At 66.1% G+C, this 23,776-nt stretch carries 19 protein-coding genes and 1 pseudogene; 2 read left to right on the top strand and 18 right to left on the bottom strand.

Features of this window, described 5'->3' with window-relative positions:
- Positions 1-67 precede the first annotated feature (67 nt).
- The 5 genes from ACT9TC_RS10590 to ACT9TC_RS10570 all read right to left on the bottom strand — a co-directional run bounded on the left by ACT9TC_RS10590 (position 68) and on the right by ACT9TC_RS10570 (position 6,530).
- Complete coding sequence (locus tag ACT9TC_RS10590; protein ID WP_458040477.1) at positions 68-1,687, bottom strand: ABC transporter permease; 1,620 nt, start codon at positions 1,685-1,687, stop codon at positions 68-70.
- Positions 1,687-2,499 (bottom strand): ABC transporter ATP-binding protein, encoded by an 813-nt coding sequence (locus ACT9TC_RS10585; RefSeq protein WP_458040476.1) that lies wholly within the window; start codon positions 2,497-2,499, stop codon positions 1,687-1,689. Before ACT9TC_RS10585 ends, ACT9TC_RS10590 begins: the two co-directional genes overlap by 1 nt.
- A complete protein-coding gene (locus ACT9TC_RS10580) occupies positions 2,499-3,551 on the bottom strand; it encodes an ABC transporter substrate-binding protein (protein ID WP_458040475.1) in 1,053 nt (350 codons plus the stop codon). The genes ACT9TC_RS10585 and ACT9TC_RS10580 overlap by 1 nt, the downstream gene beginning before the upstream one ends.
- 46 nt (positions 3,552-3,597) lie before the next feature.
- Positions 3,598-4,983, bottom strand: a complete 1,386-nt coding sequence (locus tag ACT9TC_RS10575; RefSeq protein ID WP_458040474.1) for an NtaA/DmoA family FMN-dependent monooxygenase — start codon at positions 4,981-4,983, stop codon at positions 3,598-3,600.
- A 218-nt stretch (positions 4,984-5,201) separates the two neighbouring features.
- Positions 5,202-6,530 carry an amidohydrolase family protein gene (locus ACT9TC_RS10570; protein WP_458040473.1) on the bottom strand — a complete coding sequence of 443 codons (1,329 nt, stop codon included), beginning with the start codon at positions 6,528-6,530 and terminating at the stop codon, positions 5,202-5,204.
- Positions 6,531-6,715: 185 nt separating this feature from the next.
- Between ACT9TC_RS10570 and ACT9TC_RS10565 the strand changes: the two genes are divergently transcribed.
- Positions 6,716-7,753, top strand: coding sequence for a substrate-binding domain-containing protein (locus ACT9TC_RS10565; RefSeq protein ID WP_458040472.1), 1,038 nt, complete (start codon positions 6,716-6,718; stop codon positions 7,751-7,753).
- 559 nt (positions 7,754-8,312) lie between these two features.
- Here ACT9TC_RS10565 and ACT9TC_RS10560 read toward each other — a convergent pair.
- The 12 genes from ACT9TC_RS10560 to ACT9TC_RS10505 all read right to left on the bottom strand — a co-directional run bounded on the left by ACT9TC_RS10560 (position 8,313) and on the right by ACT9TC_RS10505 (position 21,066).
- On the bottom strand, positions 8,313-9,536 hold the full coding sequence (locus tag ACT9TC_RS10560; RefSeq protein WP_458040471.1) for an IS256 family transposase: 1,224 nt from the start codon (positions 9,534-9,536) through the stop codon (positions 8,313-8,315).
- Positions 9,537-10,237: 701 nt separating this feature from the next.
- On the bottom strand, positions 10,238-11,188 hold the full coding sequence (locus ACT9TC_RS10555) for a flavin reductase (RefSeq protein ID WP_458040470.1): 951 nt from the start codon (positions 11,186-11,188) through the stop codon (positions 10,238-10,240).
- Between the two features lie 110 nt (positions 11,189-11,298).
- Positions 11,299-11,487, bottom strand: a complete 189-nt coding sequence (locus tag ACT9TC_RS10550; RefSeq protein WP_458040469.1) for a tautomerase family protein — start codon at positions 11,485-11,487, stop codon at positions 11,299-11,301.
- 68 nt (positions 11,488-11,555) lie between these two features.
- The gene (locus ACT9TC_RS10545) at positions 11,556-12,860 is read right to left on the bottom strand and encodes an amidohydrolase family protein (RefSeq protein WP_458040468.1); all 1,305 of its coding nucleotides are present in this window, start codon (positions 12,858-12,860) and stop codon (positions 11,556-11,558) included.
- A gap of 43 nt (positions 12,861-12,903) precedes the next feature.
- Positions 12,904-13,896, bottom strand: a complete 993-nt coding sequence (locus ACT9TC_RS10540; RefSeq protein WP_458040467.1) for a ribose-phosphate diphosphokinase — start codon at positions 13,894-13,896, stop codon at positions 12,904-12,906.
- A complete protein-coding gene (locus ACT9TC_RS10535) occupies positions 13,893-14,903 on the bottom strand; it encodes a ribokinase (RefSeq protein WP_458040466.1) in 1,011 nt (336 codons plus the stop codon). The genes ACT9TC_RS10540 and ACT9TC_RS10535 overlap by 4 nt, the downstream gene beginning before the upstream one ends.
- Positions 14,904-14,931: 28 nt before the next feature.
- Entirely contained in the window at positions 14,932-15,735 is an 804-nt protein-coding gene (locus ACT9TC_RS10530; protein ID WP_458040465.1) for a glutamine amidotransferase, read from the bottom strand.
- Positions 15,735-16,424: an HAD family hydrolase gene (locus ACT9TC_RS10525; protein WP_458040464.1), complete on the bottom strand. Its 690-nt coding sequence runs from the start codon at positions 16,422-16,424 to the stop codon at positions 15,735-15,737. Before ACT9TC_RS10525 ends, ACT9TC_RS10530 begins: the two co-directional genes overlap by 1 nt.
- On the bottom strand, positions 16,421-17,926 hold the full coding sequence (locus ACT9TC_RS10520; protein WP_458040463.1) for an aldehyde dehydrogenase: 1,506 nt from the start codon (positions 17,924-17,926) through the stop codon (positions 16,421-16,423). The genes ACT9TC_RS10525 and ACT9TC_RS10520 overlap by 4 nt, the downstream gene beginning before the upstream one ends.
- Positions 17,923-18,312, bottom strand: a complete 390-nt coding sequence (locus tag ACT9TC_RS10515) for an NIPSNAP family protein (protein WP_458040462.1) — start codon at positions 18,310-18,312, stop codon at positions 17,923-17,925. Before ACT9TC_RS10515 ends, ACT9TC_RS10520 begins: the two co-directional genes overlap by 4 nt.
- Positions 18,313-18,366: 54 nt before the next feature.
- The gene (locus ACT9TC_RS10510) at positions 18,367-19,461 is read right to left on the bottom strand and encodes an LLM class flavin-dependent oxidoreductase (protein WP_458040461.1); all 1,095 of its coding nucleotides are present in this window, start codon (positions 19,459-19,461) and stop codon (positions 18,367-18,369) included.
- Between the two features lie 138 nt (positions 19,462-19,599).
- On the bottom strand, positions 19,600-21,066 hold the full coding sequence (locus tag ACT9TC_RS10505; protein WP_458040460.1) for a nicotinate phosphoribosyltransferase: 1,467 nt from the start codon (positions 21,064-21,066) through the stop codon (positions 19,600-19,602).
- A 304-nt stretch (positions 21,067-21,370) separates the two neighbouring features.
- On the opposite strand from ACT9TC_RS10505, the gene ACT9TC_RS10500 reads away from it, so the two are divergent.
- On the top strand, positions 21,371-22,396 hold the full coding sequence (locus ACT9TC_RS10500; RefSeq protein WP_458040459.1) for a LacI family DNA-binding transcriptional regulator: 1,026 nt from the start codon (positions 21,371-21,373) through the stop codon (positions 22,394-22,396).
- A 145-nt stretch (positions 22,397-22,541) separates the two neighbouring features.
- Here the strand turns inward: ACT9TC_RS10500 and ACT9TC_RS10495 are convergent.
- Positions 22,542-22,790, bottom strand: a pseudogene (locus tag ACT9TC_RS10495) (alpha/beta hydrolase); the annotation flags it as partial.
- Positions 22,791-23,776: the final 986 nt, after the last annotated feature.

Raw genomic sequence — 23,776 nt, 5'->3', positions numbered from 1 at the left:
ACAGACAGAGATGCCGCGATGACATGCAGAGATGCCGCGAGCGGTGCTTCGAGGCGGGTGCGTGCGGTCAGCCGGAGATTCCGAGTCGACGCGTGACCCAGCCGCTTACGATGCCGAGAAGCAGGTAGACGACAAGGACGACGATCACCAAGGCGATGCTCGCCGCCCACAGCTGCAGGTATTCGGCGCGTGCCGACGACAGGGTGAGCAGATATCCGACGCCATTGCCGGTGGCGAGCCACTCGGCGAGCGTCGCGCCCGCGATCGCAGCGGGCACCGCAATTTGCGTCGACGCGATGATCGAGGGGACGGCGTACAGTAAGCGCACCCGCCGCGCCGCATCGAAACTCGAGCCGCCGCTCGCCCTGACCACATCGATCGCGCCGTCGGGCGCGGCGCGCAGCCCCGTCATCACGTTCACGAGGGTGGGGAAGAAGCTCACGAGGACGACGACGATGGTTACCGTCAGGATGCCGCGCCCGAACACGATCACGACGATCGGCAGCATCGCGAGGATCGGGAGCGACCTGAGGACGATCGCGAGCGGTAGCGCAACCCGGCTGAGTCCGGGCACCGCCACCAGCGCGAGCGCGCCCGCTATGGCCAGAACGATTCCCACGATGAAGCCGGTGGAAGCATCGATTACGGTTTCGCCCAGCGCCACGAGGAAGACGCCCCAGAACGCCTCCGGGCCCAGGCCGCGCAGGGCGTCGCCCGTGAATGCGTACACGAGGAGCTCATGCGGCAGCTTGACAAAGTACTCGTCGAGGCCGAAAGCGAACCGCAGTGAGTACCAGAAGGCGATGATGACGACCAACGCGATGAGAGCGGAGCCGATCGCGGACCACGAGGCCAGCGGAGTCGATTGGGCGCCCGCAACCGAGGTGCCGACCGACGTTCCGCGACCCGCCCACGGTACGACGACCCGCGCCAGGAGTGCGACGAGACCGAAACCCAGGGCGGCGATGACGCCCGCGAAGATCCCGATAGCCCAGACACGGTTCACCAGCATCATCTCTTGAGCCGAGATGAGGAGCGCACCCAGTCCCTCCGCCGAACCGAAGAACTCGGCGATCAGCGCGCCGAGCACCGCCGCGGGGACGGCGATCTGCAGAGCGGCGACGATGCTCGGCAGCGCCGACCACAGGCGCAGGAATCGCAGTCGTGCCCACTCGCGTCCTCCGCTCGCCGTGATGACGTCGAGGCTGCGGTCGTCGACGGAGCGAAATCCGAGGAGCACTCCGATGAGCAGGGGGAAATAGACGAAGAGCGCGGTGACGACGACACGTGCCATCTCGGGCTGCAGAGCCGCGATCAGGATCGGTGCGATCGCGACGGTCGGAATCACATTGAGGACGATCGCGACGATCATCACCACGGGCTGGCTGATCGGCAGTAGGAAGCAGATCGCCGCGAGCGGAATGATCACGATGATCGACCACATCAACCCCAACGCCGCGTTGTTGAGCGTGAAGAGCGCATTCCTTCCGATGAGTTCTGCGTCAGCCGCCAGCTGCGCTCCGAGCTCCCAGGGGAAGGGGATCACGTGCCGACCGGAGAACGCCCAGGCCACCAGGATCCACGCGGCGAACAACCCGACGATGATCGTCGCGGGCAGGACGAAACTGCGGGGTTCGATTGGTCTGCGTGACGCGCGGGGGGCCTCGGTGATATGGGTTGTCGCCATCACGTGCGCTTCGCTTCGAACAGCAGCTGAGACAGCTGATCCGCGTACGCGTGAAACTCCGGGCTGGTGCGCGCTTCTGTCGTGCGGGGCCGCTCCAGCCCGACATCGACGCGGGCGACGATCCGACCCGGACGGGCCGCCATCACGAAGATGTGATCGCTGAGGAACACGGCCTCTGCGAGAGAGTGCGTGACCAGGAGGGTGGTCGTCGGTCTTTCCGTCCAGATGCGCTGCAGTTCGGTGTTCATGGTGTGACGCGTCATGTCGTCCAGTGCACCGAACGGCTCATCCAGGAGAAGCACTGTGGGCTCGAGGACGAGCGCACGCGCGATCGCCACGCGCTGCCGCATACCGCCCGAGAGCTGCGCGGGTCGTGCCTTCTCGAAGCCCGCCAGGCCGGTGAGCGCGATCAGGTCCGCGATCGCTTTCTTCTGGACCCGTCGCCCCGCGACCTGTAGCGGGAGAGCGATATTGGCCTCGACCGAACGCCAGGGCAGAAGTGCGGAGTCCTGGAACGCGACACCGATGTGATGCGCCTGCTGGACGTCGGTGGCCGACTGGCCGAGGAGCGACACCTGCCCAGACGTGGGGCTGTCGAGTCCCGCGAACATCCTTAACAGGGTCGACTTGCCGCATCCCGACGGCCCGATCAGTGCCGTGAATGATCCTCGGTCCGTGTCGAACGAGACGCCATCGAGCGCCGTGACCGGACCTTGGCTGGTCTTGAACGTCTTGACGACTTCCTCCGCGCCGAGGCCGGCTCGAATCGAGCCCGCCTCGGCGCCGAGGGCCGATGCCGAGGCATCCGTCATCAAAGGATGCCTTCGGCTACGGTCAGGTCGAAGATGTCGTTCGCATCGAGGTCGATGACCAGGATGTTGTCGAAGAGCGACTGCGTCTCTTCGATGCCGGACTCGGTGACCTCCAGCAGCGCGCCACCAGAGCGCTCCCGTCCACGTTCGATCAAGTCGGCCCACACTACGGCGCCCTCGACCTGGGTCTCGAGCTCGAGCCCCAGCTGCTCGCCGTATGCCTCGTAGGTGATCTCGCCGACGGCCGCGGGGTCTTCCAGGAGGACTTCGACGCCCACGAGTGTGCCTTCGATGATCGCGCGGATCTGCGCCAGCTTCTCGGGATCTTCCAGCGAATCCTGGCGCACCGTCAGGATCGAGCTCCATCGGTTGTAGCCGTGGTCGGCGACCGGGATGACGCTGGTCTCGATTCCCTGCGCGGCCAGGACGACCGGCACGTTGCCGATCGGACTTACGATCGCGTCGACCTCACCTGAGGCAAGGGGCGTGGGTGAGCCGTCGACCGGTACGGTCGTGATCGTGTCCATGTCGAGTCCGCGCCACTCGAGGAACGGCAGGGTGGTGCGGTCGTTCGCGCTCAGTCCGATCGTCGCGCCCTCCAGATCCATGGGTTCTTCGATGCCCGAGTCCGCGAGCGAGACGATCGCGTTGGAGGAGTACTGGTAGACGGCAGCGACGCCGACGAGCGGTGCGCCACTCAGTACGGAATTCGCGAGCGATTCGGTCGTCATGAGCCCGACGAGCGCACCGCCGCTGACGATCTGTGCGTCGACGGCGACTTCCGGTCCGCCGGGAAGGATCTCGACGTCGAGGCCGAGGTCGTCGTAGTACCCCTCCTCAACGGCAGCGATGATGGCGCCGTTCTCGATGTTCGGAAGCCATCCGAATTGAATGGCTGCTGCACCCAGATCTGCCGGCGCTCCGTCGGCGGACGGGACGGATGCGGGCTCGGAGCCCCCCGCGCAGGCTGCGAGGGTGAGGGATATTCCGGTCACCGCCGCGAGTGCGGCGAATCGGCGGGCGGACAAAGAACGGGAAACGCGAGTGGACATCTCGGTGCTCCTTCTGGTGGAGGTGATTGGACGTGCAGTGTTCGGGTCAGATGGATTGGGAGGGATGGAGGACGGGACGCGGGAGCGCCGACAGTGCGGGCGTGGGAGTGCCGATGAGACGTTCGCGAAGTGTGCCGCCACGAGGTTCGGCGGGCATGATGCCGTTCTCACGCAGGAGCGGCACGACTTTGTCGATGAATGCGTCGTATGACACGGTTCCGCCGAAGGTGCACTCGATGAGGTAACCGTCCAGATCGGTCTCGCGCGCGATCTTTTCCAGCTCGGCAGCGCACTGGGACGGTGTTCCCGTGATCTTGAATCCGCCGGTCGTCTCGACGATCCCATCGAGGATCTCTCGCACCGTCGGGCTCTTCCCATCCGGCGACTGATACTTCAACGCGCTCGACTGGCCTACTTCGCTGCGAACGCCGTCGAGTGTGTCTTCCGGGTCGTACTGCATGAGGTCAACACCGCTCCAACCCATATACAGGGCCGCCATCGCGGCGGTGCTGGGTGCTGTCGACAGCGACCGGCGGAGCTCCCGGGCCTCTGCTTCGGTGTCCCCGACGATGACCGAGACGCTATTGACGACCTTCACGGAGTCGCGCGACCGGCCCGCGGCCTCTGCCGCGTCACGCACACGTGCGACCACGGCCTTCGCCGACGGGATGTCCCGCTTCTGTACGAAGACGGCCTCGGCGAAGTCCGCGGCGAAGCGCAGGCCTCTCGGGGAGGTACCGGCCTGCATGAGGGTCGGGGTGCGCTGCGGTGAGGGGTTGGCGGGATAGTAGCCGTCGAAGTCGAAGTACGTGCCGTGGTGCGTGATCCGCCGCACCGCGGACGGCTCGATCGCCACGCGCCTCGCCTTGTCGAAAACCATCGCGTCGTCGTCCCACGCTGTCTCCCACAACTCGAGGCACAGATCGACGAACTCCTCGGCGCGGTCATAGCGCAGATCGTGGGCCATGACCTCGGTCTCACCGAGCAGTCGCGTCAAGGATTCCTGCATGTCGCTCGTGACGATGTTCCAGCCCAGGCGTCCGTTCGTCAGGTGATCGAGCGTGGTGAAGCGGCGGGCATGGACATACGGTCGCTCCACCGTGGTCGATGCCGTCAGGACGAAGCCGAGACGATCCACCGTCGCCGCCAGGCCGCTCACGAGGGACATCTGATCGAGCACGGGAAACTGCACGGATTCGCGGATAACCGCCTCGGGCACCTCGCCCGCCGAGTTCATGGGGTATCCCGACGCATCGGCGAAGAACAGGTAGTCGAAGCCTCCGTCGTCCAGGCGGCGTGCCAGCTTCTGCCAGAACGCGAGGGTGGCGAACTCCTTGGTCTGGCTCAGGGGGTGCGACCACGCATTCGAGAGGAAGGCGGGTGACATCACCTCGAACGCGCCGAATGTGAGCGGCTTCGTGCTGGCGGTCATGTCGTGCCTCCTCTCGATAGAGCCTGCGGAATCGATTCTGCACTCCACGCGAGGTCGGGGCGCACCAGCGAGGCATTTCGTAAACGCCCCGAAAAGATTCGTCATCCGGCCGCAACAAACGGAGGCCGGATCGAAGTCATTCCGTCCCGCTGCGATTCGCGCACGGCGGATGGACCGAACACCGGTGACGATCCGGCCTGCGGGCGACAGGCGCGCGGTCAGGCGATGAGTTCGGCGAGTTCCTTCTGTCGCGACGCCGCACGAGCCCGGATCTCGCGGACGTCCACAGTCAGGATTTCGCCGTCCTGCACCACGATCTCTCCGTCGACCAGGACGTGCCGCACGTCTCGCCCTCCGGCGCACTCGTAGACGAACGCCTCCGGCGAGGCATAGGCCGCGGCATCGGGGCCGTCGGTTCGCAGAACGATCAGGTCCGCGCGCTTCCCGATCTCCAGAGATCCCGTGTGCTGCTCGAGCGCCATAGCGCGCGAGCCGCCGACGATGCCCATCGCGAGCACCTCTTCGCCGCGCACCCCGTTGCGGTTGTGGACGGGCGTCGCCTCAACGAGCTGCTGACCGATCCGTGCGAGCATCGCGACGCGGAAGAGGTCGAGTGTTCCCAGACTGGCGACCCCGTCGGTGCCCAGCCCGATCGCGACCCCGCGTCGCCACATCCGAAGGGCAGGGGGCGCCCCGATGGCGTAGTTCCCCTTCGCGCAGTGCGCGGCCGAGACGCCGTGCCGCGCGAAGGCGTCGATGTCGTCGTCGTCGACGAGGATCGAGTGCGCGCCGTGCAGGGTGTCGTCGAACAACCCCTCCTCAATCAGGTGGTCTATGGGGCGCCGACCGAACCGTTCCAGGGCGAAATCGATCTCGTAGGTTCCTTCGACGAGATGCGTATGGACCTTGACGCCGCGCGATTTCGCTTCGCGGTGGATGCCGGCGACCAGTTCCGGGGTCGAGGTGATGATCTGCCGCAGCGACATACAGCCCGTGACGCGCAGCGACCCGTCCGATGCGGACGGCAAAGACTCGACCACCGCGATGTTGCGCGCGATGGCCTCATCGGTGGTCATCCGCATGGAAGCGGGAATGCGTTCGCCGCTGTCCATAGTGTTCTGCGAGACGGCGCCGCGTATGCCGGTCGTCCATGCGGCTCGCGCCATCGATTCCGGGTGCGGTCCACCGGCTTCGAAGAAGGCGGTCGTGCCGGTGAGGAGCATCGATGAGTAGGCCAGAAGGCCCGATAGTTCGACGTCTTCGGGACGGAGGTTCGATTCGAAGGGAACCAGGTACTCGCGCCACGTCGGCACGCGCAGAGCGCCACGCGTCGCGAGTTGCGGTAGCAATCCTCGCATCAGTGTTTGGGCGGTGTGCAGATGCGCATCGGTCAGCCCAGGCAAGACAATGTCGCCGCTGGCGTAGATCCGATGGGGCGAGGTCCAGCGAGCGTTGACATCGCTCGTCGTGCCGAGATCGACGATGACCCCGTTCTTGATCGCGACGGCACCATCGGCGATGACGCGAGAGCTTCCGTCGAATGTCATGACGTGCGCATTCTGGATGATCTGATCTGCGTGGTGGGTCATTTGTCCTCCAATAGAGGGGGCGACGGGAGTCGCATGTGCCAAATCGATTCGTCTCTTTGCGGAGAATGTCTATCACACACCGAGCGCCTACTCCCGCCGCCCTAGGATGGTCGCACAGCCCGACCTGGCGGAAAGCACGGGGAATGACAATCGAGTACACGCGGGCGACGATCGCCGATGTCGCCGCCGCAGCTGGAGTTTCACGGACCACCGTCTCCGTCGCGCTTTCGGGACGAGGTCGCGTCGATGAGCGCACTCGTGAGCGAGTCAAGACGATCGCCGATGCCCTCAACTACCGTCCGAGCGTGCGCGCGCAGAGGCTGCGCGGAGGCACGTCCAGGACTGTCGGGCTCATCACCGCACTGTCGAACGAGGTCGTGGGCGGCGACTCGCACCTGAGCTTCCTCTTCGCGCTCGCCATGCCGTTGGCACGGATTCTCCTGGAGCGCGGCTACTCCACTCTCCTGCTGCCGCCGGTACGCGACGGCGACGAACTCGATGCGATCGACGCAGACGCCGTCGTTGTCATCGATCCTCGAGAAAATGATCCCCTCGTCGCGAGTTTCCGAGCACGCGGGATGCAGGTCGTGGCGATCGGCGACGTGCCCGGGGTCGACGTTAACGGCGTGGTGGAGCGGGGATATGCCGAGGCCGAGGTTGCGATCGATCACCTCGTTGAGCGCGGCGCGCGCAACATTGCGGTGCTGTCCACGATCGAGCAGCACTCGCTCGCCGCGACGCTGAGACGATTCGTGCGCGATCGCGCCGGCGCGGTAGACGCGCGTCTGCGCCTGGTGGAGGTCTCGACGCAATCGGGTGAGGAACGCGCCTACCGTCGGACGACCGAACTCCTCGCGGAAGAACCTCTGCTGGACGCTGTATACGCCCCTATCGATGTCTTCGCGGTGGGCGCGGTGCGGGCCGTCCTCGATGCCGGTAAGCGCATCCCCGAAGATGTGATGATCATGACGAACTTCGACGGTCCGCGCGCCCAATCAGCCGCTCCTTCGCTCACCGCGCTTGAGCTAAATTTGACCGCGATCGCCGAAGCGGCCGCACAGCTACTGATCGCATGTTTGTCGCAACCTCAATCGGAACGGCGGATAGCGCTGGCTCCGCGGCCGGGCTTGCGCGAACGGGAATCAACGGGCGGCTTCAGGGCCATTTATTCTCGGCCCTGACGCAGTCATCGGTCGATCACGGGCAGCTCGGGCACCGAGACTGCGAACGGTTCACTGTCGGGCAACACCGCGCGCCCGCGACGCAGCGACCTGGGCCTCGGCTGCAAGCTGCGCCTGAAGCTGCGGGCGGTTGGCCGAGCCAGCAGGTGGATGCAGCTCCGAAGCGCGACGGCCGTCGACTGAGCCGAGATCGAGCACCGTAGACACTCGCTCACTTCGGAGCGATGAGATCGACGAGGTAGCGGCGGCGAATGGGAAAGAAGATGCTGGTGTCAGCAACGGAAGACGTGTGGTCGTGAACACCTTCTTCGGTCACTTCTAACGTACCCTGAGGTTTCATTCGAATGGAAGATGCTTCACACCGCACGCGCTCGAACTGCCACCCGGGTGCGGGTGGGCATCTCGCCCACGGTCACTCAACGCGAGATCTCATGTGGGCTCCCGAGCCCGTACTTCCGAAGTCCGGAAGTTGTTGCCAATCCGTTGCCACGAAAGCGCGGGGTTGCGTCCCGCTGAGTGGTGGAGTTTCTCAACACCGTGCGAGTTCAGTTGTTTGTGATTATGCCGCAGTGAGTTCTGGGATCGCGACCTCCTCTTCGGTGATGTTCAGGAGCTTCATGGAGTGCTCGGAGAAGTAGCGGCGGTCGGCGCCGTCCCATTCGTCGTGCTGCTCGATGAGGACGTGTCCGGCCAGGCGCAGTAGCGCGGCGGGGTTGGGGAACGTGCCGACGACGTCGGTGCGGCGCTTGATTTCCTTGTTGACCCGTTCGAGCGGGTTGGTGGACCAGATCTGTCGCCAGTGCGCGACGGGAAATTGACAGAACGCGAGGATGTCGTTTTGCGCGTCCTCGAGCATCCCGGCGATCTTCGGGTGCGAACGGGTCAGCATCCGGACGACTTCGTGGAACTGGGCGAACACGTGCTCGGTGTCGGGTTGGGCGAAGATCGTGCGGATGATCGACGCAACCATCGGCCCCGCGGTCTTCGGAACGTTCGCGAGCACGTTCCGCATGAAGTGGACCCGACACCGCTGCCAGCTGGAGCCTTGAAAGACGGTGTCGACCGCGGCGATCAGGCCGGTGTGAGCGTCGCTGATCACGAGCTTGACCCCGTCCAGCCCGCGGGCTTTCAGGGACCGGAGGAACGTGGTCCAGAACGGTTGCGACTCTGTGTCTCCGACCTCGAACCCGAGGACTTCCCGGCGTCCGTCCGCCGCGACCCCGATCGCGACGACGACCGCTTGTGAGACGACCCGTCGTCCGACGCGGGCTTTGCAATAGGTCGCGTCGAGAAACACATACGGGTAGGTCGTGTCGGCCAGGGGCCGGTCCCGGAACGCGGCAACGTCCTCGTCAAGGTTCGCGCAGATCCGCGACACCTCCGACTTCGAGATCCCGGTGTCGGCGCCTAGCGCCTTCACGAGATCGTCGACTTTGCGAGTGGAGACGCCGTGAACATAGGCCTCCATCACGACCGCGAACAGGGCCTGATCGACCCGGCGGCGACGCTCCAGCAGCGACGGGAAGAACGAACCCTGTCGCAGCTTCGGGATCCGCAACTCCAGATCCCCGGTCGTCGTGGTGAGCGTGCGGGGACGGGTGCCGTTGCGTTGCGTCACCCGGGCGGGTGTCCGCTCGAACGGGGCAGCGCCGATGAACGCGGCCGCTTCCGCGTCGATCAACTCCTGGTAGAGCGTTTCGGTCGCGACCCGGATCCGATCGTTGACATCGGTGAGTTTCAGTTCCCCGAGCAGCTCGAGGAGGGCAGACTGGTCAAGAGCCATCGTGCGTTTGTGTCCTTCCGTGAGATTCCTAGACAGTTCTCACTGACCATCGCACGATGGCTCACCACGTCAACGACGTGACACCCGAGCCGGGAAACTACACCAACCCAGGGGACGCCACCGGCGCCAACTGCGCCGACCCTGCCTGTGCGGATGTCATTGCCAGTCATTGCCCGTAAGCATTTTCCCCGCTCGTTCCCACGAAAAGGGCCCAGATCTGCGTGATTTACGCGGCGCTGGAGCCCATTCCGTATCAAGTACGCTGCGAGGACATCGGTGAGGATTCTGAATCAGGACACCGCCGTACAAACGGACCGTTCTGAGCGGAGACGGAGAGATTCGAACACCCTCTGACGGGTGCAACCGCAGGGCACTTGGATCACAGGTCGCGGATTCATGCACCATTCCGACGTGCGGGATAGTCACCCAGATCACGTCGACGACACGTGCAGTGATTCAGATATGGGCAGGATGTGGCCACGACTCTAGAGTCGTGCGATCGCGATGTCCTGACGCACGCCGGCACCATACCGCGAGCTCCCTGGTAGGTCAGGATAGCTCGCTCCAGTGCCCTTCGTTCCGGGCTTTCGCGGCGTAGCCTCATCCTCCGCTGCGCTCCGGTCCTCCGGCTCACCTCTTAGATGCATCCACTTATGGGCTCCAACCCACCCATTGGTCCCTCATCAAGGGCAGCGTGCTTGTCACACCTCCTGAAGCGATGCGCCGTCGTAGAACTTTCCGGCCTTGTAGACCATGGGATCCACGTCGGACACCTCAAGATGGCGGACTCGGGCGACGATGACGACATGGGTCTTCGCCCGGAAGCGCTCTTTAATCTCCGCCTCGATCGATGCGGATGATCCGTCGATGAGCGGGGACCCGGCCGGTGCACGGTGCCAGTCGAGCCCCGCGAACTTGTCGTCAGCCTTCGAAGCGAACTGAGCGACAACGGAGCGCTGCGAGTTTGCGATGATGTTGATTCCAAGGTGCCGAGCTTCGAAGAGGGCGGGGTAAGTCGCGGAGGTCTTCTGTACGCACACCACCACCAAAGGGGGATCGAGTGATATCGGCATGTACGCGCTTACGGCCAGCCCTCGCGGTCGACCTGCTGAATCACTGACGGTCACGACCGTCACACCGGTCACGAATTTTCGGTTGAACTCCTTGAGCTCGTCGAAAGTGGGACCGTCGTCAGATTCACCAGTGCCGGCAGCGATACCGGCGGATTCGAATGCCGACCCTAGTCCCGGTGCCCCTAGGTCGGACAGCATGTTGACATTGGGATCCCACGTGACGCGCTCGCGAATGATCCGCCCATCGCGCAATGTGCCCTGCACGGCTCCGCCGGCCCGGAGGGCCCGCCCTGTCGGGGGAACGTCGCCGAAGGCGTTCACGAAGGTTCCCGTCGCAGACCAGAAGATCGCGAAGTCGTCCGCATCGACGACGATCATGTCCACCGTCGTCCGCAAGTCGGGAATCGCAGCCCGCATGTCGCGGACCTGGGCCTTCAGCTCCAGCAGCCCCGAAGTGTCCCGCAGCCCGGCATTCTCCAGCGCGTACTCTGGGTGCACGATCGCGTCCAGAGCATCAGCGTCTCCGTGATTCCATGCCGCATCCCAGGCGGAATGCACCAGAGATTTGAATTCTGACATCTTCTTCCATTCCTTGCTCCGCCCGGCGGGCGGTCGACTTACGTGTGGACTCCCGGCGTTTCCCGGAGGTGGATGTCTAGGGTCCGGCCGCTTATCCGCGGATCGGTGTTTCAGCCCAGAAGAGTGCCGCGGTAGCCCCAGTGCGACGGTTGCACACTGCGCAAAATGACGGATGTGTCGTTTCCCGCATCATCGCCGAGGACTGAGGCGACCGCCTGGGTCAGCGCCTCGACCATCTTCTTGCTGAACTCCGGGTCGTCGAATCGCCTGTCGAAGAATGCCGCCTCGATGTGGGCCATAGTTCTCTCTCCCTCTCTGATGGATCTCTGCGCGGGGCTGGTCCGGCCCCGGCAATGTCGGTGGTTGATCAGTGCCCGTTGGACTGGGTCGGCAGATCGCTCGGCTGAAGATCGAAGGCCTCCGAGGCAGCGCTCAGGTACCCCGCAAGGTCGCGGCCATCTCGCACCACGTGCCTGATGTTCGATGGCTGGGACAGGAGCCGAATGTCGGACAGCACGTTCCCCTCGACGACGACGACGTCTCCCACTGCACCGGGCCGCAACGAGCCGAGCGCCGGCCGGTTCAGCAGCAGCGCCGCGCTCGATGTGGCGGTGGCAAGGGCTTCGTCGACGGACATGCCGTGCTCCACGTACAGTTCGAGCTCCCTGGCGTGCGCCCCAAATGGGCATAACGTTCCTGAAGAGTCCGTGCCCATCACCACCCTGACCCCTGCCGCGCGAGCCAGTGCGAATGACTCGAGGGTTCGGTCATGCGCCTCACGGAGATCGGCGACCCCTTGGGCCGTCAGACCGCGCCGCGTACCCTCCCGCTGACACCAGTCGTTGAACGACATCGTCGGCACGAGGAACGTGCCGCGCTCCGCCATCTCGGCAGCCGTGTCCACATCGAGGTACGAGCCATGCTCGATGGAGTCGACGCCCGCCGCGAGGCTGCGTCGGATCCCCTCGGCGGAGAGCGCGTGGGCGGCCACCCGCAGGTCGAGCTCGTGGGCGGTCTCGACGATGGTCGCCAGCTCGGCGACCGTGTAGTTCGGCCAGGTCGGCTGCTCGCCCTTCGACATCCCCCCGCTCGCCATCACCTTGATGAAGTCCGCGCCCGCCTTCGCCTGCAGGCGCACGAGTTTGCGGCACTCCTCGATGCCGTCCGCCGTGTCCCACTTCCGCCGTCGGGTGTATGGCGGGTAGAAGAGGTCGCCGTGACCGTTCGTCATCGTGATCCACCACGGTGCCACAAGAAGGCGGGGCCCGGCGGCCAGGCCCTGGTCGATGAAGTCGCGCAGCTCGATTTCTCCGACGCCGCGATGGCCCATGACCCGCAGCGTCGTGAATCCTGCGGCGAGCGCGCGGTGGGCGTTGCGCAGACCGTGAAGCAGCTTGCCGGGCTCGGTCACCTGGCCGCGGAAGACGTCGCTCGCAATGACGCGGTGGTGATCGGAGTTCGTCGTTAAGTGCACGTGGGCGTCGATCAGACCCGGAAGAACCGTGCTCCCAGAAGCGTCGAGCCGGGGGGTCCCCGGCGGCACGATGCCCTCCGCGCGCGGCCCGGAGTACACCACGACGCCCGCGCGGATGACGACGAGCCCGTCTTCACGGACCTCGCCCGGGCCCGACCAGACCCGACCGCCCTCGATCGCGATGTCGCCCGACGTCATCGCGAGCCCCGCACGATCGCTGCATCCGACATGACCGCTCCCTTCAGAACGTGTGGTTCTTGCCGCCGAAGACGGCGCTCACGGAGTCGTCCGTGAAGATCCTGCTGATCGAGTCCGCGAGCAGCGGCGCGCAGGTGAGGACCTCGATCTTGGCAGGTGCCCCGGGACCGAGCGGGATCGTGTCCGTCACGACGATCCGCTCGAACGGCGACGCTGCGAGCCGCTCGAACGCCGGCCCGCTGAAGATGCCGTGGGTTGCCCCGGCGAGCACACGGCGCGCGCCGGCGCGCATGAGCGCCTCCCCCGCCGCGCACAGCGTGCCGGCGGTGTCGATGATGTCGTCGATCACGATGGCGGTCTTTCCGCGGACGTCGCCGATGACGGCGTTGATCTCGGCGACCTGCTGCTGGGGTCGCTCCTTGTCGAGGATGGCGAGACCGGCGCCGATCTGCGTGGCGAACTGCTTGTTGAGCTTGACCCGGCCAGCGTCGGGAGCGACGATCACGAGGTCGTCGTCGAAGCCGGCGAAGTACTCGCCGAGGATGCCGATGGCGGTCATGTGGTCGACCGGGATGCCGAAGAAGCCCTGCAGCTGCCCGGCGTGCAGGTCCATCGTCAGTACACGGTCGACGCCCGTCGCCTCGAGCGCGCGCGCCACCATGCGCGCCGAGATCGGCTCGCGCGGCGCCGACTTCTTGTCCTGACGCGAGTATCCGTACCAGGGGGTCACGGCGATCACGCGACGCGCGCTCGCTCCGACGGCGGCGTCCACCATCACGAGCAGCTCGAGGAGGGAGTCGTTGGAGTTGATGCCGGTCTCGGGGTTCGCGCACATCGGCTGCACGATGAAGACATCCGCCCCGCGGATCGACTCGTCGAAGCGGCTGTACACCTCTCCGTTGGAGAACGTCTTCAGCGTCACCCGGCCGAGTTCGATCTCGAGGAGCTCGGCGATCGCCCCCGCCAGCGGCGCGTTGGAGCGGCCGGAGAACAGCATGAGGCGCTTCTCCGGCACCACTCGGGGCCGCGCGATCATGAGTTCCCCTCGTCTCGTTGGCCAGACCCGGTGTCGCGGTCCGACGCGCGCGCGCTCGGCATGCTCGCGCGCGCGCTCGGCATGCTCGCGCGCGCTCCGGCGAACTCGACCGACAGCGCCGCGGCCGCGGCACCGCGACGGGCCGCGCTCTCGACGTCGTCCCCCGCAGCCAGGCTCGCGGCGAACACGCCGTTGAAGGTGTCGCCGGCGCCGGTGGTGTCGACCACTCGACGGGCCCTTCCGGCTGGGATGCGGGTGGTGACCCCGTCGGCGCGGCACAGGAGCATTCCCTCGGCACCCAGGGTGACGATCACCGACGCGCGGGTGACGGATGCCACGGCGGCGGCCATCGCCGCCACCGGCGGGTTGCCGGGCTCGCCGAGGAGCCGGTAGACATCGCGCAGCTCGCCCTGGTTCGGCGTGATGATCGGCGAGTGGGCGAGCAGGTCGCGGACTCCGGGATGGACGGGGGCGGGGTTGAGCACGCACACCCATCCGCGTGCGGTCGCCTCCTCGACCGCGGCGGCGACCGCGGACGCCGGGATCTCGGTGCTGACGAGGACGCATCCGGGCCACCCGGTCGCGCGCTCCATCGCGGCGGTCACGTCGTCCGCAGTGACCGCCGCATTGGCGCCCGGGGCGACGGCGATCTGGTTCTCGCCCGACGAGTCCACGACGATCAGGGCGACCCCGGTGGCGGATCCGGCCTTGACGACGACGTCCGCGACGTCGATTCCCTCCGCGCGCAGCTCGGCCAGCGCTGCCGCTCCGAGCTCGTCATCGCCGACGGCGCCGACGTAGCGGACGTTGGCTCCCGACCGCACCGCGGCGACGGCCGAGTTGCCGCCCTTGCCCCCGCCATGACGCTGGAGGTCGACGCCCACGACCGTCTCACCCGGTGCCGGGAGCCGGGGCACGGGGACGACCATGTCGACGTTCAACGCCCCGATCACCAGCAGCCTCCCGCCGGTCCCGCCGGGGAGAGGCCGTCGATCGAGATCTGTCACGTCCTTGCTCTCTCTTCCGGAACCCGTCTCACGCTCTCGACACCAGTTCGGCGTATGTCCGCTCCACGTGCGCCTGCGCGGTCCACGACAGCATGGCCGTCCACATCCCGGCGTAGTGCGGCCAGTCCAGGAACTCCTGGGGCGCCCAGTGCGGGGCGAGATCGGAGGCGAACGCGGCCGTCCTGCCCTGACCGTACTCCCCGACGACCAGCAGCGGGTCCTTGCCCACGCGGGCCACGACCGTGGCATCCGGCTTGGCGATGAGCTTGTTGTAGCCGAGCAGGTGCGGCCATTCGGACGGCGTGCCGCCGAGCACAGGATGTTCGGGCTCGCACACCTCGACCGTGACCCCCTCCGAGCGCTCGACGCGATCGTCGTACGGAAGCATCGACACCGGCAACGGATCCGCGAGCGGGCTCATGCCGTATCGGCCTTTGCCGTCGATCCCCGTGAAGGAGAGGTAGCCCCCGATCATGACCAGGCCGCCGCCGCGACGGACGAAGTCCGCCACGAGGCCGAGCCGGTTCGGCGACCTCTCCGAGCGCAGGAAGGTCTCGTCGGGCAGCAGGAAGGAGTTGGAGCCGATGTCCGAGATGACGACGACGTCGAACTCGTCGAGCTCCTCCGTCGTGCGGGGGAACCGCAGGCTGACCTCGTGTCCGCGCACGTAGGTGACGTCGACGCCGGCGTCCGCCAGGCAGCCGAGGAAGTAGCCGGCGCCCTCCTCGTACTCGGTCGAGTGGAACTGGTCGAAGCCCTTCATGTGGATGGTGTGCTTGATCCACGACTCACCCACGAACAAGACCTTCAGCGGCGATCTGTTGACACTCATCAGCTTGTACTCCCTTGCGCCAATTGCCTTCTGGTTGATGCGTCGAGGAGGCCACGACCCAGCGCGTACGCCTCGCGGATGTCGCTCCCGATGTAGCTGGACGCCGCCAGTGCGGCCAGGGCAGGCGTGGGATTGACCGCGACCGATTGCGAGTACGTTTTGAAGAGCCACACGTCGCTGGAGGAGTCCCCGTACACGACGCAGTCGTCGGCGCTCAACCCGCGACCCGCGAGCGCCGACTCGGTGATGGTCACCTTCGTCTCGGCGAGCAGCGTGGCCGAGCTCGACAGTGCAGTTCCCACCTCGACCGCCGAGCCGTAGGTCTCGTGGGCGCCCCAGCGCTCGAGGCCGCGCACGAAGAACGTCGGTGACTGCGAGATCACGATCACCGCCTCCCCGCGGGAGCGGATGTCCGCGAAGACTCCGGCGATCCCGTCCATCCACGGCGCGTTCTCGAACGCGGCCTCGAGGTCGGCGGCGGTCGCGTTCGCGCAGATCTCGAGGAGGCACAGCCAGAAGTCGGTGTCCGAGATCATCCCCTCGCGCCACAGCCCCTCGATCTCCAGCCCCGTCTCGAGGCGGCCCATCTGGCGGGCGAGCTCGATGGTGGCGGAGCTGCGCAGGAGTGTGCCGTCCATGTCGAAGACGTGGAGGTGCCGCGCGTCGGCGGGTGGGTTGGCGGTGCTCACGTGGCTGTCCCCGCTGCGGATGCCGCGGCCCGCGGATCCCCGTCGAGCACGAGCGTCTTGTTCTCCAGGTAGGGGAGCAGCCCCGCGACGCCGCCCTCGCGACCGATGCCCGACTGCTTGAACCCGCCGAAGCCGATCCCGAAGTCCGCCCGATTTCCGTTCTGCCCGACCGTCCCCGCACGCAGCCGCCTCGCGACCTCGCGAGCTCGGGCCGCGTCGTGGGTGAACACCGCGGCGTTCAGGCCGAAGGGCGAGTCGTTCGCGAGTCGGATCGCATCGTCCTCGTCGGAAGCCGCGATGACCGAGAGCACGGGCCCGAAGATCTCCTCGCGCGCGATCCGCGACGCGTTGTCGACGTTGCCGAAGACCGTCGGCTGGATGAACCAACCGCGGTCGAGATCCTTCGGTCGGCGGCCGCCGAATGCGAGGGTCGCCCCCTCGTCTTCGCCGATCCGCACGTAGGACTCCACACGCGCGCGCTGGCGCTGGGAGGCCAGGGGGCCCATCTGCACCCCCGGATCGAACGGGTTGCCCATCTCCACCCGGGCGAATCGGTCGGCGAGGGCCTCGAGGAGTGCGTCGTGCCGGTGGCGGGGGACGATGATGCGAGTCAGCGACGCGCAGATCTGCCCCGACAGGAAGCAAGCGCCGCCCGTAAGGGTGTCCGCCGCCTCGTCGATGTCCATGTCCTCCAGGATGACGGCCGCCGACTTGCCGCCGAGTTCGAGCGTGAACCGCCCGATGCGCTCGGCGAGGATTCCGGCGATCCTCTTGCCGACCTCCGTCGAGCCGGTGAACGTGATCTTGTCCACGCGATGATCCGTCACCAGGGCCTCGGAGGCATCCCTGTCGGCCGTCACGACGTTCACGACCCCCGGAGGGAGGCCCACCAGTTCGGCGATCTCCGCGATGACGTAGGCCGCGCCCGGCGCCTCCGGCGACGCCTTGATGACGACCGTGCAGCCCGCGAGCAGCGCGGGGGCGAGCTTGTAGGCGATCAGGTGCATCGGCGTGTTCCACGGGATGATCGCTCCGACGACGCCGACGGGCTCGCCGACGATCATCCCGAACCCTTCGCCGGAGCTCGTGGGCATCTCCTGCTCGAACGGATACCGCTCGGCGAGATCGGCGTAGTAGCGGAACGCCGCCGGGACCTCCTCCATGGCGGCCGGCACGATCCGGGCGATGACGCCGGACTCCCGGGGCCACAGCTGGACGACGTCGTCGATGCGCTCGGACAGGGCTTGGGCGATCGCACGGAGGTAGCCCCCGCGACGGGCGGGCGACATCCGCGGCCACGGTCCTTCATCGAACGCCCGGCGCGCCGCACCGATCGCCCGCGAGACATCCGCCGCTTCGGCCGCGGCGACGGTGAAGTACAGCTCCTCGGTCGCCGCCTCGACGACGTCGATCGTGTGGTCGGTCGACGGGACGACCCACTCGCCGTCGATGAAGAACTTCCTCGGGTGCGCGATGGGCGACACCGCTCTGTCGGTCGTCATGGGATCCTCGTTCCTCCGGCTGCTCCGCTGCGGGACTGCTCTGGGTCGTGCGGTGCCGACAGCACCTCGTCGAAGGGCGCGGAGTCGACGATGCGGCGGCGGATGGCCTGGTAGAGCGGACCGCTCTCCTCGCGGGCCGTCAGAGCCGACACCCAGTGGGGATCGGTGAGGAATGCGCCCCACTTGCGCTCGAGCTCGGCGAGATCGGCGAACCGCATCGTGTAGACGAGCTCGTTGAACGAGTGATCGCCGATCGTGGTGAACCCCACCTGTGTGATGTCCATCTCGTGCCGGCGGAACAACGGGATGACGACCGAGCGGAACATGTCCACGACGTCTCCCATCCGACCCGGCACCGGGACGTACTCGCGCACTTCGTAGATCACCGTGCTCAACTCCTCTGCGGTCCTGCGGGTTTCCGGGCTGCGACTGTGCGGGCGCTAGTCGGCGAACGCCGGCAGGACCTCGGCCGCCATCAGCTCCATGTTCTTGATGACCGCATCGATGGGCATGCCCACGGCGATCAGGCACGCCAGATGGTCCACGCCCAGCCGCTCGTAGGACTTGAACCGCTCGATCATGCGGTCGGGCGTGGTGAGCACGGGGTCGGCGTACTTCTCCAGCAGACCCTCCTTCGAGAAGGAGTGCTGCTCGGGGCGCATCTGCCCGCCGTGCACGTAGTCACGGCTCTCGCCCACGTCGCGGGTGGCGAGACGGTCCTCGCGCGTGTCGACCGTGCCGGGGCCCTTCACCAGGGCCATGTAGTAGTTGTACTCGCTCAAGACGTCGTCGAAGTACTCCAGGGCCTCCTCCTCGGTGCGACCGACCCATGTGTGGCGCAGCACCATGACCTCGCCGCGGGGGTTGCCGGTCTTGACGATCTCGTCGTTGTAGCTCTCAATGAGCACCTCGAGGTCGCCGTACGGCTCGAAGTTGCCGTAGTTGGGGGCCGTGATCAGGTTCAGCCCCTGCTGGGCGACCTTGCGGACCCCGTCAGTGCTCTGTGAGGCGACCCAGATCTCGGGGTGCGGCTTCGTAGCGGGCTTCGGCACGAGGGTCGTCGGGGGGAACGAATAGAACTGGCCGTCGAACGACACGTCGTCTTCGGCGAAGAGGCGGCGGATGATCTCGAGCCCTTCGTCGTACATCGCGCGCTGGTTCTCGGGCTTGACCCCGAGGCGATCGAGCTGGAACCGGCTTCCACCGCGGGCGACGCCGATGCCGATCCGGCCCGGTGCGAGATGGTCCAGAAGACTCATCTCTGAGGCGACCAGGAGCGGGTTGTAGGCGGGCAGGACGACCACGCCCGGGACGATCCGGAGCCGCTTGGTCCGACTGGCCGCCACCGCGGCGAACATCATCGCCGAGGGGTTGGTCACGTAGTTCTGGAACTGGTTCTCATTGATCGTGATCCCCTCGAAGCCGAGCCGCTCGGCGGCGTCGACGATCCTGATCATGCCGTCCAGGACCTCGGACCAGGGCCGGGACATGTCCGGATAGAAGAATGGTGCCGTCACCCAGAATTTCATTGCCATCGTGCGCTCCTCAGTTGTGTTCGTACTCGTCCGCGTCCGGACGATGGCCGCTAGCATGCGCGGCCGCCGGCGGCCCCTGCGACGTTGGACGCCGCGCATGCCCGGGACGGATGCTGAATGCCCCGGGCATGCGTGGGTTCAGGCTGCGGCCTGCTCCTCGGCGGGTGCGGCTTCCAGCATCGGAGCGATCCAGCTCGCGTACCACTCCTCGGGCACGGGCGCCTCGCTCGCGGCGATCAGCTCGGAGAAGTCCCACTTCTTCAGCAGCTTCCCGTTGCGGAAGACGGGTTGGAGGAGGTTGTCCTCCGGCGCGACCGAGTCCCTCGGGACCGTCTTGTAGACGCCGTCCTCCACGATCAGGGCCAGTCGGCCGGCCTTCGACACCTTGAAGCCGGCGCCGCTCGGGGACTTCGAGATGTTGCGCCACTCGCCGTTGACGCACACGGCGTTGGCCTTCTGGCCGAAGTTCATCGTGTCGCGGTTGACGTGCTGGAGCAGACCGCCGCCCATGCCGAAGATCGCGTTGTCCGCGGCCAGACCACGGCGCTCGAGCTCGATGTACACGTCGCGAAGGCTCTCCGCGGTGACGCCGTCGCCCTGGACGACCCGGATGAACGGCGGGAGCAGCTTGAAACCCTTGCTGTTGATCTCGTAGCCGAAGGACTCCATCAGCCATTCGGTCGTGTCGGCCGTCACCTGCACGACGTCTCCGGAGTCGGGGCGCGCCCCGACCAGGCCGGGGAAGTTCTGCACCAACTCCTTCAGCTCACCCCCGAGGATGTTCTTGACGCAGTTCTCGTGGTCGTAGGTGTCGGTGAGGACCAGCGCGAACCCGTGATCGTGATAGGTCTCCAGCATGTTGCGGATGGCGTCGACCTCGTGATCGCGACCCCAAGCGGTGAATCCAGCGTGCTCTGAGTTCGGGCCGGAGTTGGACGGGGCGACGGCGTTGTACCAGCGCTTCGCGGCCAGGATGCCGGGTGTCGTGTCGCTCTGGTTGAAGTTGACCAGATGCGCCATGCCGCCGAGGGCAGCGGACTGCTGGGAGCTGACGCCGCGTGCCCCATAGTCGTGGAGCATGTGGCGCAGGAGGTGTCCGTTGTCGGAAGTGCGCTCGAGGGCCGTGCGGATGACCTGCTTCGACAGCCAGCTGATTGTGCCGATCGACGTCGGGTACCAGACGGCGCGCAGCAAGGCCGTCTCGAAGAAGCTGGTGGCCCAGTAGTACTTCGGGTCGGTATTGATGAGCTGCACGAGGACGTTGCGGGTCGGCATGACCGTACCCTCGGCGACGGCCTCGATCTCGACCGGCAGATAGCCGCCATGGTCGTTGATGATGCCGAGCCAGTTCTCGCGGTTGAAGTGCATCCCCTGCTCACGCATGAGGTATTCCGCGGCATCCACGTCCTCCAGCGTCACGGGGCGCATGAGGTAGTCGCGGATGAAGGCCTGGAGGCCGACGAACATCGTCACGGGGTACTCGCCGCCGCGGGACTCGATGTACGAGGAGACGTACTCGGTTCCCGGCGGGTAAAGAGGATAGTGGCTGTGCTTGTAGTTGTCGGTGTTGATGATGATGTTGTCGAACTGCTCGCCCAAGGACATTGCTCAGCCCTTCCTGTCAGTTGAGTCCTCTCGCATGGTGCGCGGCGCAAGGGAACTATTATCGGTTCTATCTTTGAGACTGAGCAGCCAAGCTTGACCGCTGATTCGCGGTAACGGATGATTGCTCGGGGTGGTAGAAACCTTTCTACACTCCCCATGTATCAACGAGGAATCCGTCGTGTGAACGGCATGTTTCGAACGGGGCGGGCTGGCCACCGGGCGTGGAGCGTGTAATCGAGTACTGTGGGGCGACACGACGTGTGCGCGCACGACTTGCCGACATCGATGGTGAGGTGAGGGAGCAATGCCGACGCCCAGACCCACGATGAAGGATGTCGCCGAGCGCGCGGGAGTGGCGCTCAGCACGGTGAGCTACGTGCTCAACGACAGCGGCCCCGTGGCCGCCGACCGACGCGCCCGGGTATTGGAGGCCGTGCGCGCGCTGGGCTATCTGCCGAACGAATCGGCGCGCAACCTCAAGCGTCGCAGCGTCGCCACAGTCGGACTCGTCGTCCCGGACCTGGTGAACCAATATTTCGCGATGATCGCCGAGGGAGTGGAGCAGGCCGCGTCCGAGAAGGACGTCCTGGTGGTGTTCTGCACGCCAGAGGCGACAGGAGTCTCCGAGTCGTGGAACAGCCGCCTGTTGCGCAGTCAGCGTCTCGATGGCCTCATCTACCTTTCCGGGGCGGAGACGCGGATGGAGGCCCTGGTCGAGCTGACCCGGGTCGGCCCCGTCGTGCTCGTCGACGAGAAGCTCTCCGGCTTCGGGCTGCCCTGCGTGGTCTCCCAGAACCGTCGGGGCGCACGAGAGATCGCGGCCCACGTCACCTCGCTCGGGCACGAGCGGCTCGCCATCCTCGGGGGCCCGGTCGAGCTGTGGACGGCGGAGCAGCGCCTCTCGGGGTACCGCGAGGCAATCGCCGCTGCCGGCCTGGATCCCGACGCTGTACCGGTACTCACCGGCGACTACCAGATGTCGTCGGGTGAGCTGCTGGCTGCGGAGGCGCTCGACCGCCCCGCGAGCGAGCGCCCCACAGCGCTGATCTGCGCCAATGACCTGATGGCGATCGGCGCGCTCTCGTACTGTCGCCGAGCCGGACTGAGGGTGCCCGAGGATGTCTCGGTCGTCGGGTTCGACGACCTCCCGTTCGCCTCCCTCCTGACCCCCGGCCTCACCACGGTCCGCCAGCCCGCACGCGAGATGGGGAAGGCCGCGGTCAAGCTGCTCCTCGACATGGTCGACGGGGCCGAGGCGGTCTCGCCTCCACCGGTGCCCGTCGCGCTGAAGATCCGGGAGTCGACGGGACCGCACTCGCCTCGGGAGTGACACCTAGTGAGGTCTCAGCTGCTCGGCGAGAGCGCGCGCGGTGTGCGCGATGTCGGGTATCGGGTCGACGCCGACAAAGCAGTGGTCGGCACCGACAACGCGTGAGTGTGCTCGTCGCCCCCACTCTCGCCATCGCTTCTTGTAGAGCCACGCTCTGCTCGACGGAGACGATGGTGTCCGCATCACCGTGGATGAGAGTCGGGGCCGCCGCGGATGACACGTGCGCGATGGGACTCGCCCGCTCCGCGGCCAACGAATCCGCGGTCACGGAGGTGCCGATGAGCGTCGTTTCCGGGGAGTCGAGCTGATCGTGACCGATCGCCGATCCATGTGACCGCGGTTGCCGCATCGCGGTGAGATCGGTGGGTGGATACCAGACGACGGCCGCCTGCACACGTGAGTCGACCCCGCGGACGCCGACGCCTCGCGGCCGCCGATGAGCAGGTCGAGTCGTACCTTCGACGACCGAAAGCTAGGCTCACTCAGGCTCTCGTCGATCTCAAGATAGAAGTTGTGCGTATTGATCTCGACGACGCGACGGCACAAGCGCTCCGGAATGCGCAGACGATGCAATATCGATAGCCGAAGAACTCCGCAAACACGGTGCGGGGATCGTTCAATGCACAATGACACCTCATTGGTGGTGTGCGGCCGAGAACTCGGTTGGTTCTCGTCAAAAGCCGCACGCCATCAATGAGCAACAGTAGTGCCGGGCGTCTGCGTGACCCATCGCGAGCGCGGCACCCTCTCAGTGAACGGCACCGGGGAAGCTTCGACAACGGTCCGCTCGGACAGTACCGCCACGCAGATGGGTCCGCCAGGCAGTTCGGAGGAAACGCGAATCAGGACACCCGGGTGAATCAACTCATCTACGAGCGTTACCCTGTGCTCGACAATTGGATGAGCCCGACGACCGAGCGACCGACCATCAAGAGTCCGAAGGCTACACCAGTGAGTGCAGCAAGGCCGACCCAGAACGGGGTCTGAAGTCTGCCTAGGCTATCTGCGGCCTTGTCACCCAGAATCTTTCGTTCCCACCAGATCGTCATGTCGCGAAATTGCTTCCGCAGGAGGAAGCCGAAGATCCCGAGCGAAATGGCGAGGACGCCCCCAATGAGGGTGACTGGTATCGATCGGGGATCAATGGCCATGTCTACCAACTCGTACCCCCTCCGATACTGCAGCCAACGCGAACCCAAAGGTCAGGCCTCTGGACGGTTTTTCTCAAATTTTTCTCACGGGCACTACTCGATAATGAGAGAAGCCCCGCGATCCCAGTGTTTCCAAGGGTTCGCAGGGCTTCCACGGTGGCGGTGACGGTGGGATTTGAACTCAAACGCAGACACATTTCGAGGATGTGCAGACCGTCCTCGCCCGTGA

Source organism: Microbacterium sp. HM-570 (assembly GCF_054165885.1).
The sequence above is the reverse complement of the archived record's forward strand: the minus strand, read 5'-3'. Positions and strand labels throughout refer to the sequence as shown.

Bases quoted from the DNA above. Each gene is read 5' to 3' on its own strand.
- ACT9TC_RS10590 (WP_458040477.1), bottom strand. From the start codon at position 1,687: ATGGCGACAACCCATATCACCGAGGCCCCCCGCGCGTCACGCAGACCA.
- ACT9TC_RS10585 (WP_458040476.1), bottom strand. From the start codon at position 2,499: ATGACGGATGCCTCGGCATCGGCCCTCGGCGCCGAGGCGGGCTCGATT.
- ACT9TC_RS10580 (WP_458040475.1), bottom strand. From the start codon at position 3,551: ATGTCCACTCGCGTTTCCCGTTCTTTGTCCGCCCGCCGATTCGCCGCA.
- ACT9TC_RS10575 (WP_458040474.1), bottom strand. From the start codon at position 4,983: ATGACCGCCAGCACGAAGCCGCTCACATTCGGCGCGTTCGAGGTGATG.
- ACT9TC_RS10570 (WP_458040473.1), bottom strand. From the start codon at position 6,530: ATGACATTCGACGGAAGCTCTCGCGTCATCGCCGATGGTGCCGTCGCG.
- ACT9TC_RS10565 (WP_458040472.1), top strand. From the start codon at position 6,716: ATGACAATCGAGTACACGCGGGCGACGATCGCCGATGTCGCCGCCGCA.
- ACT9TC_RS10560 (WP_458040471.1), bottom strand. From the start codon at position 9,536: ATGGCTCTTGACCAGTCTGCCCTCCTCGAGCTGCTCGGGGAACTGAAA.
- ACT9TC_RS10555 (WP_458040470.1), bottom strand. From the start codon at position 11,188: ATGTCAGAATTCAAATCTCTGGTGCATTCCGCCTGGGATGCGGCATGG.
- ACT9TC_RS10550 (WP_458040469.1), bottom strand. From the start codon at position 11,487: ATGGCCCACATCGAGGCGGCATTCTTCGACAGGCGATTCGACGACCCG.
- ACT9TC_RS10545 (WP_458040468.1), bottom strand. From the start codon at position 12,860: ATGACGTCGGGCGACATCGCGATCGAGGGCGGTCGGGTCTGGTCGGGC.
- ACT9TC_RS10540 (WP_458040467.1), bottom strand. From the start codon at position 13,896: ATGATCGCGCGGCCCCGAGTGGTGCCGGAGAAGCGCCTCATGCTGTTC.
- ACT9TC_RS10530 (WP_458040465.1), bottom strand. From the start codon at position 15,735: ATGAGTGTCAACAGATCGCCGCTGAAGGTCTTGTTCGTGGGTGAGTCG.
- ACT9TC_RS10520 (WP_458040463.1), bottom strand. From the start codon at position 17,926: ATGACGACCGACAGAGCGGTGTCGCCCATCGCGCACCCGAGGAAGTTC.
- ACT9TC_RS10510 (WP_458040461.1), bottom strand. From the start codon at position 19,461: ATGGCAATGAAATTCTGGGTGACGGCACCATTCTTCTATCCGGACATG.
- ACT9TC_RS10505 (WP_458040460.1), bottom strand. From the start codon at position 21,066: ATGTCCTTGGGCGAGCAGTTCGACAACATCATCATCAACACCGACAAC.
- ACT9TC_RS10500 (WP_458040459.1), top strand. From the start codon at position 21,371: ATGCCGACGCCCAGACCCACGATGAAGGATGTCGCCGAGCGCGCGGGA.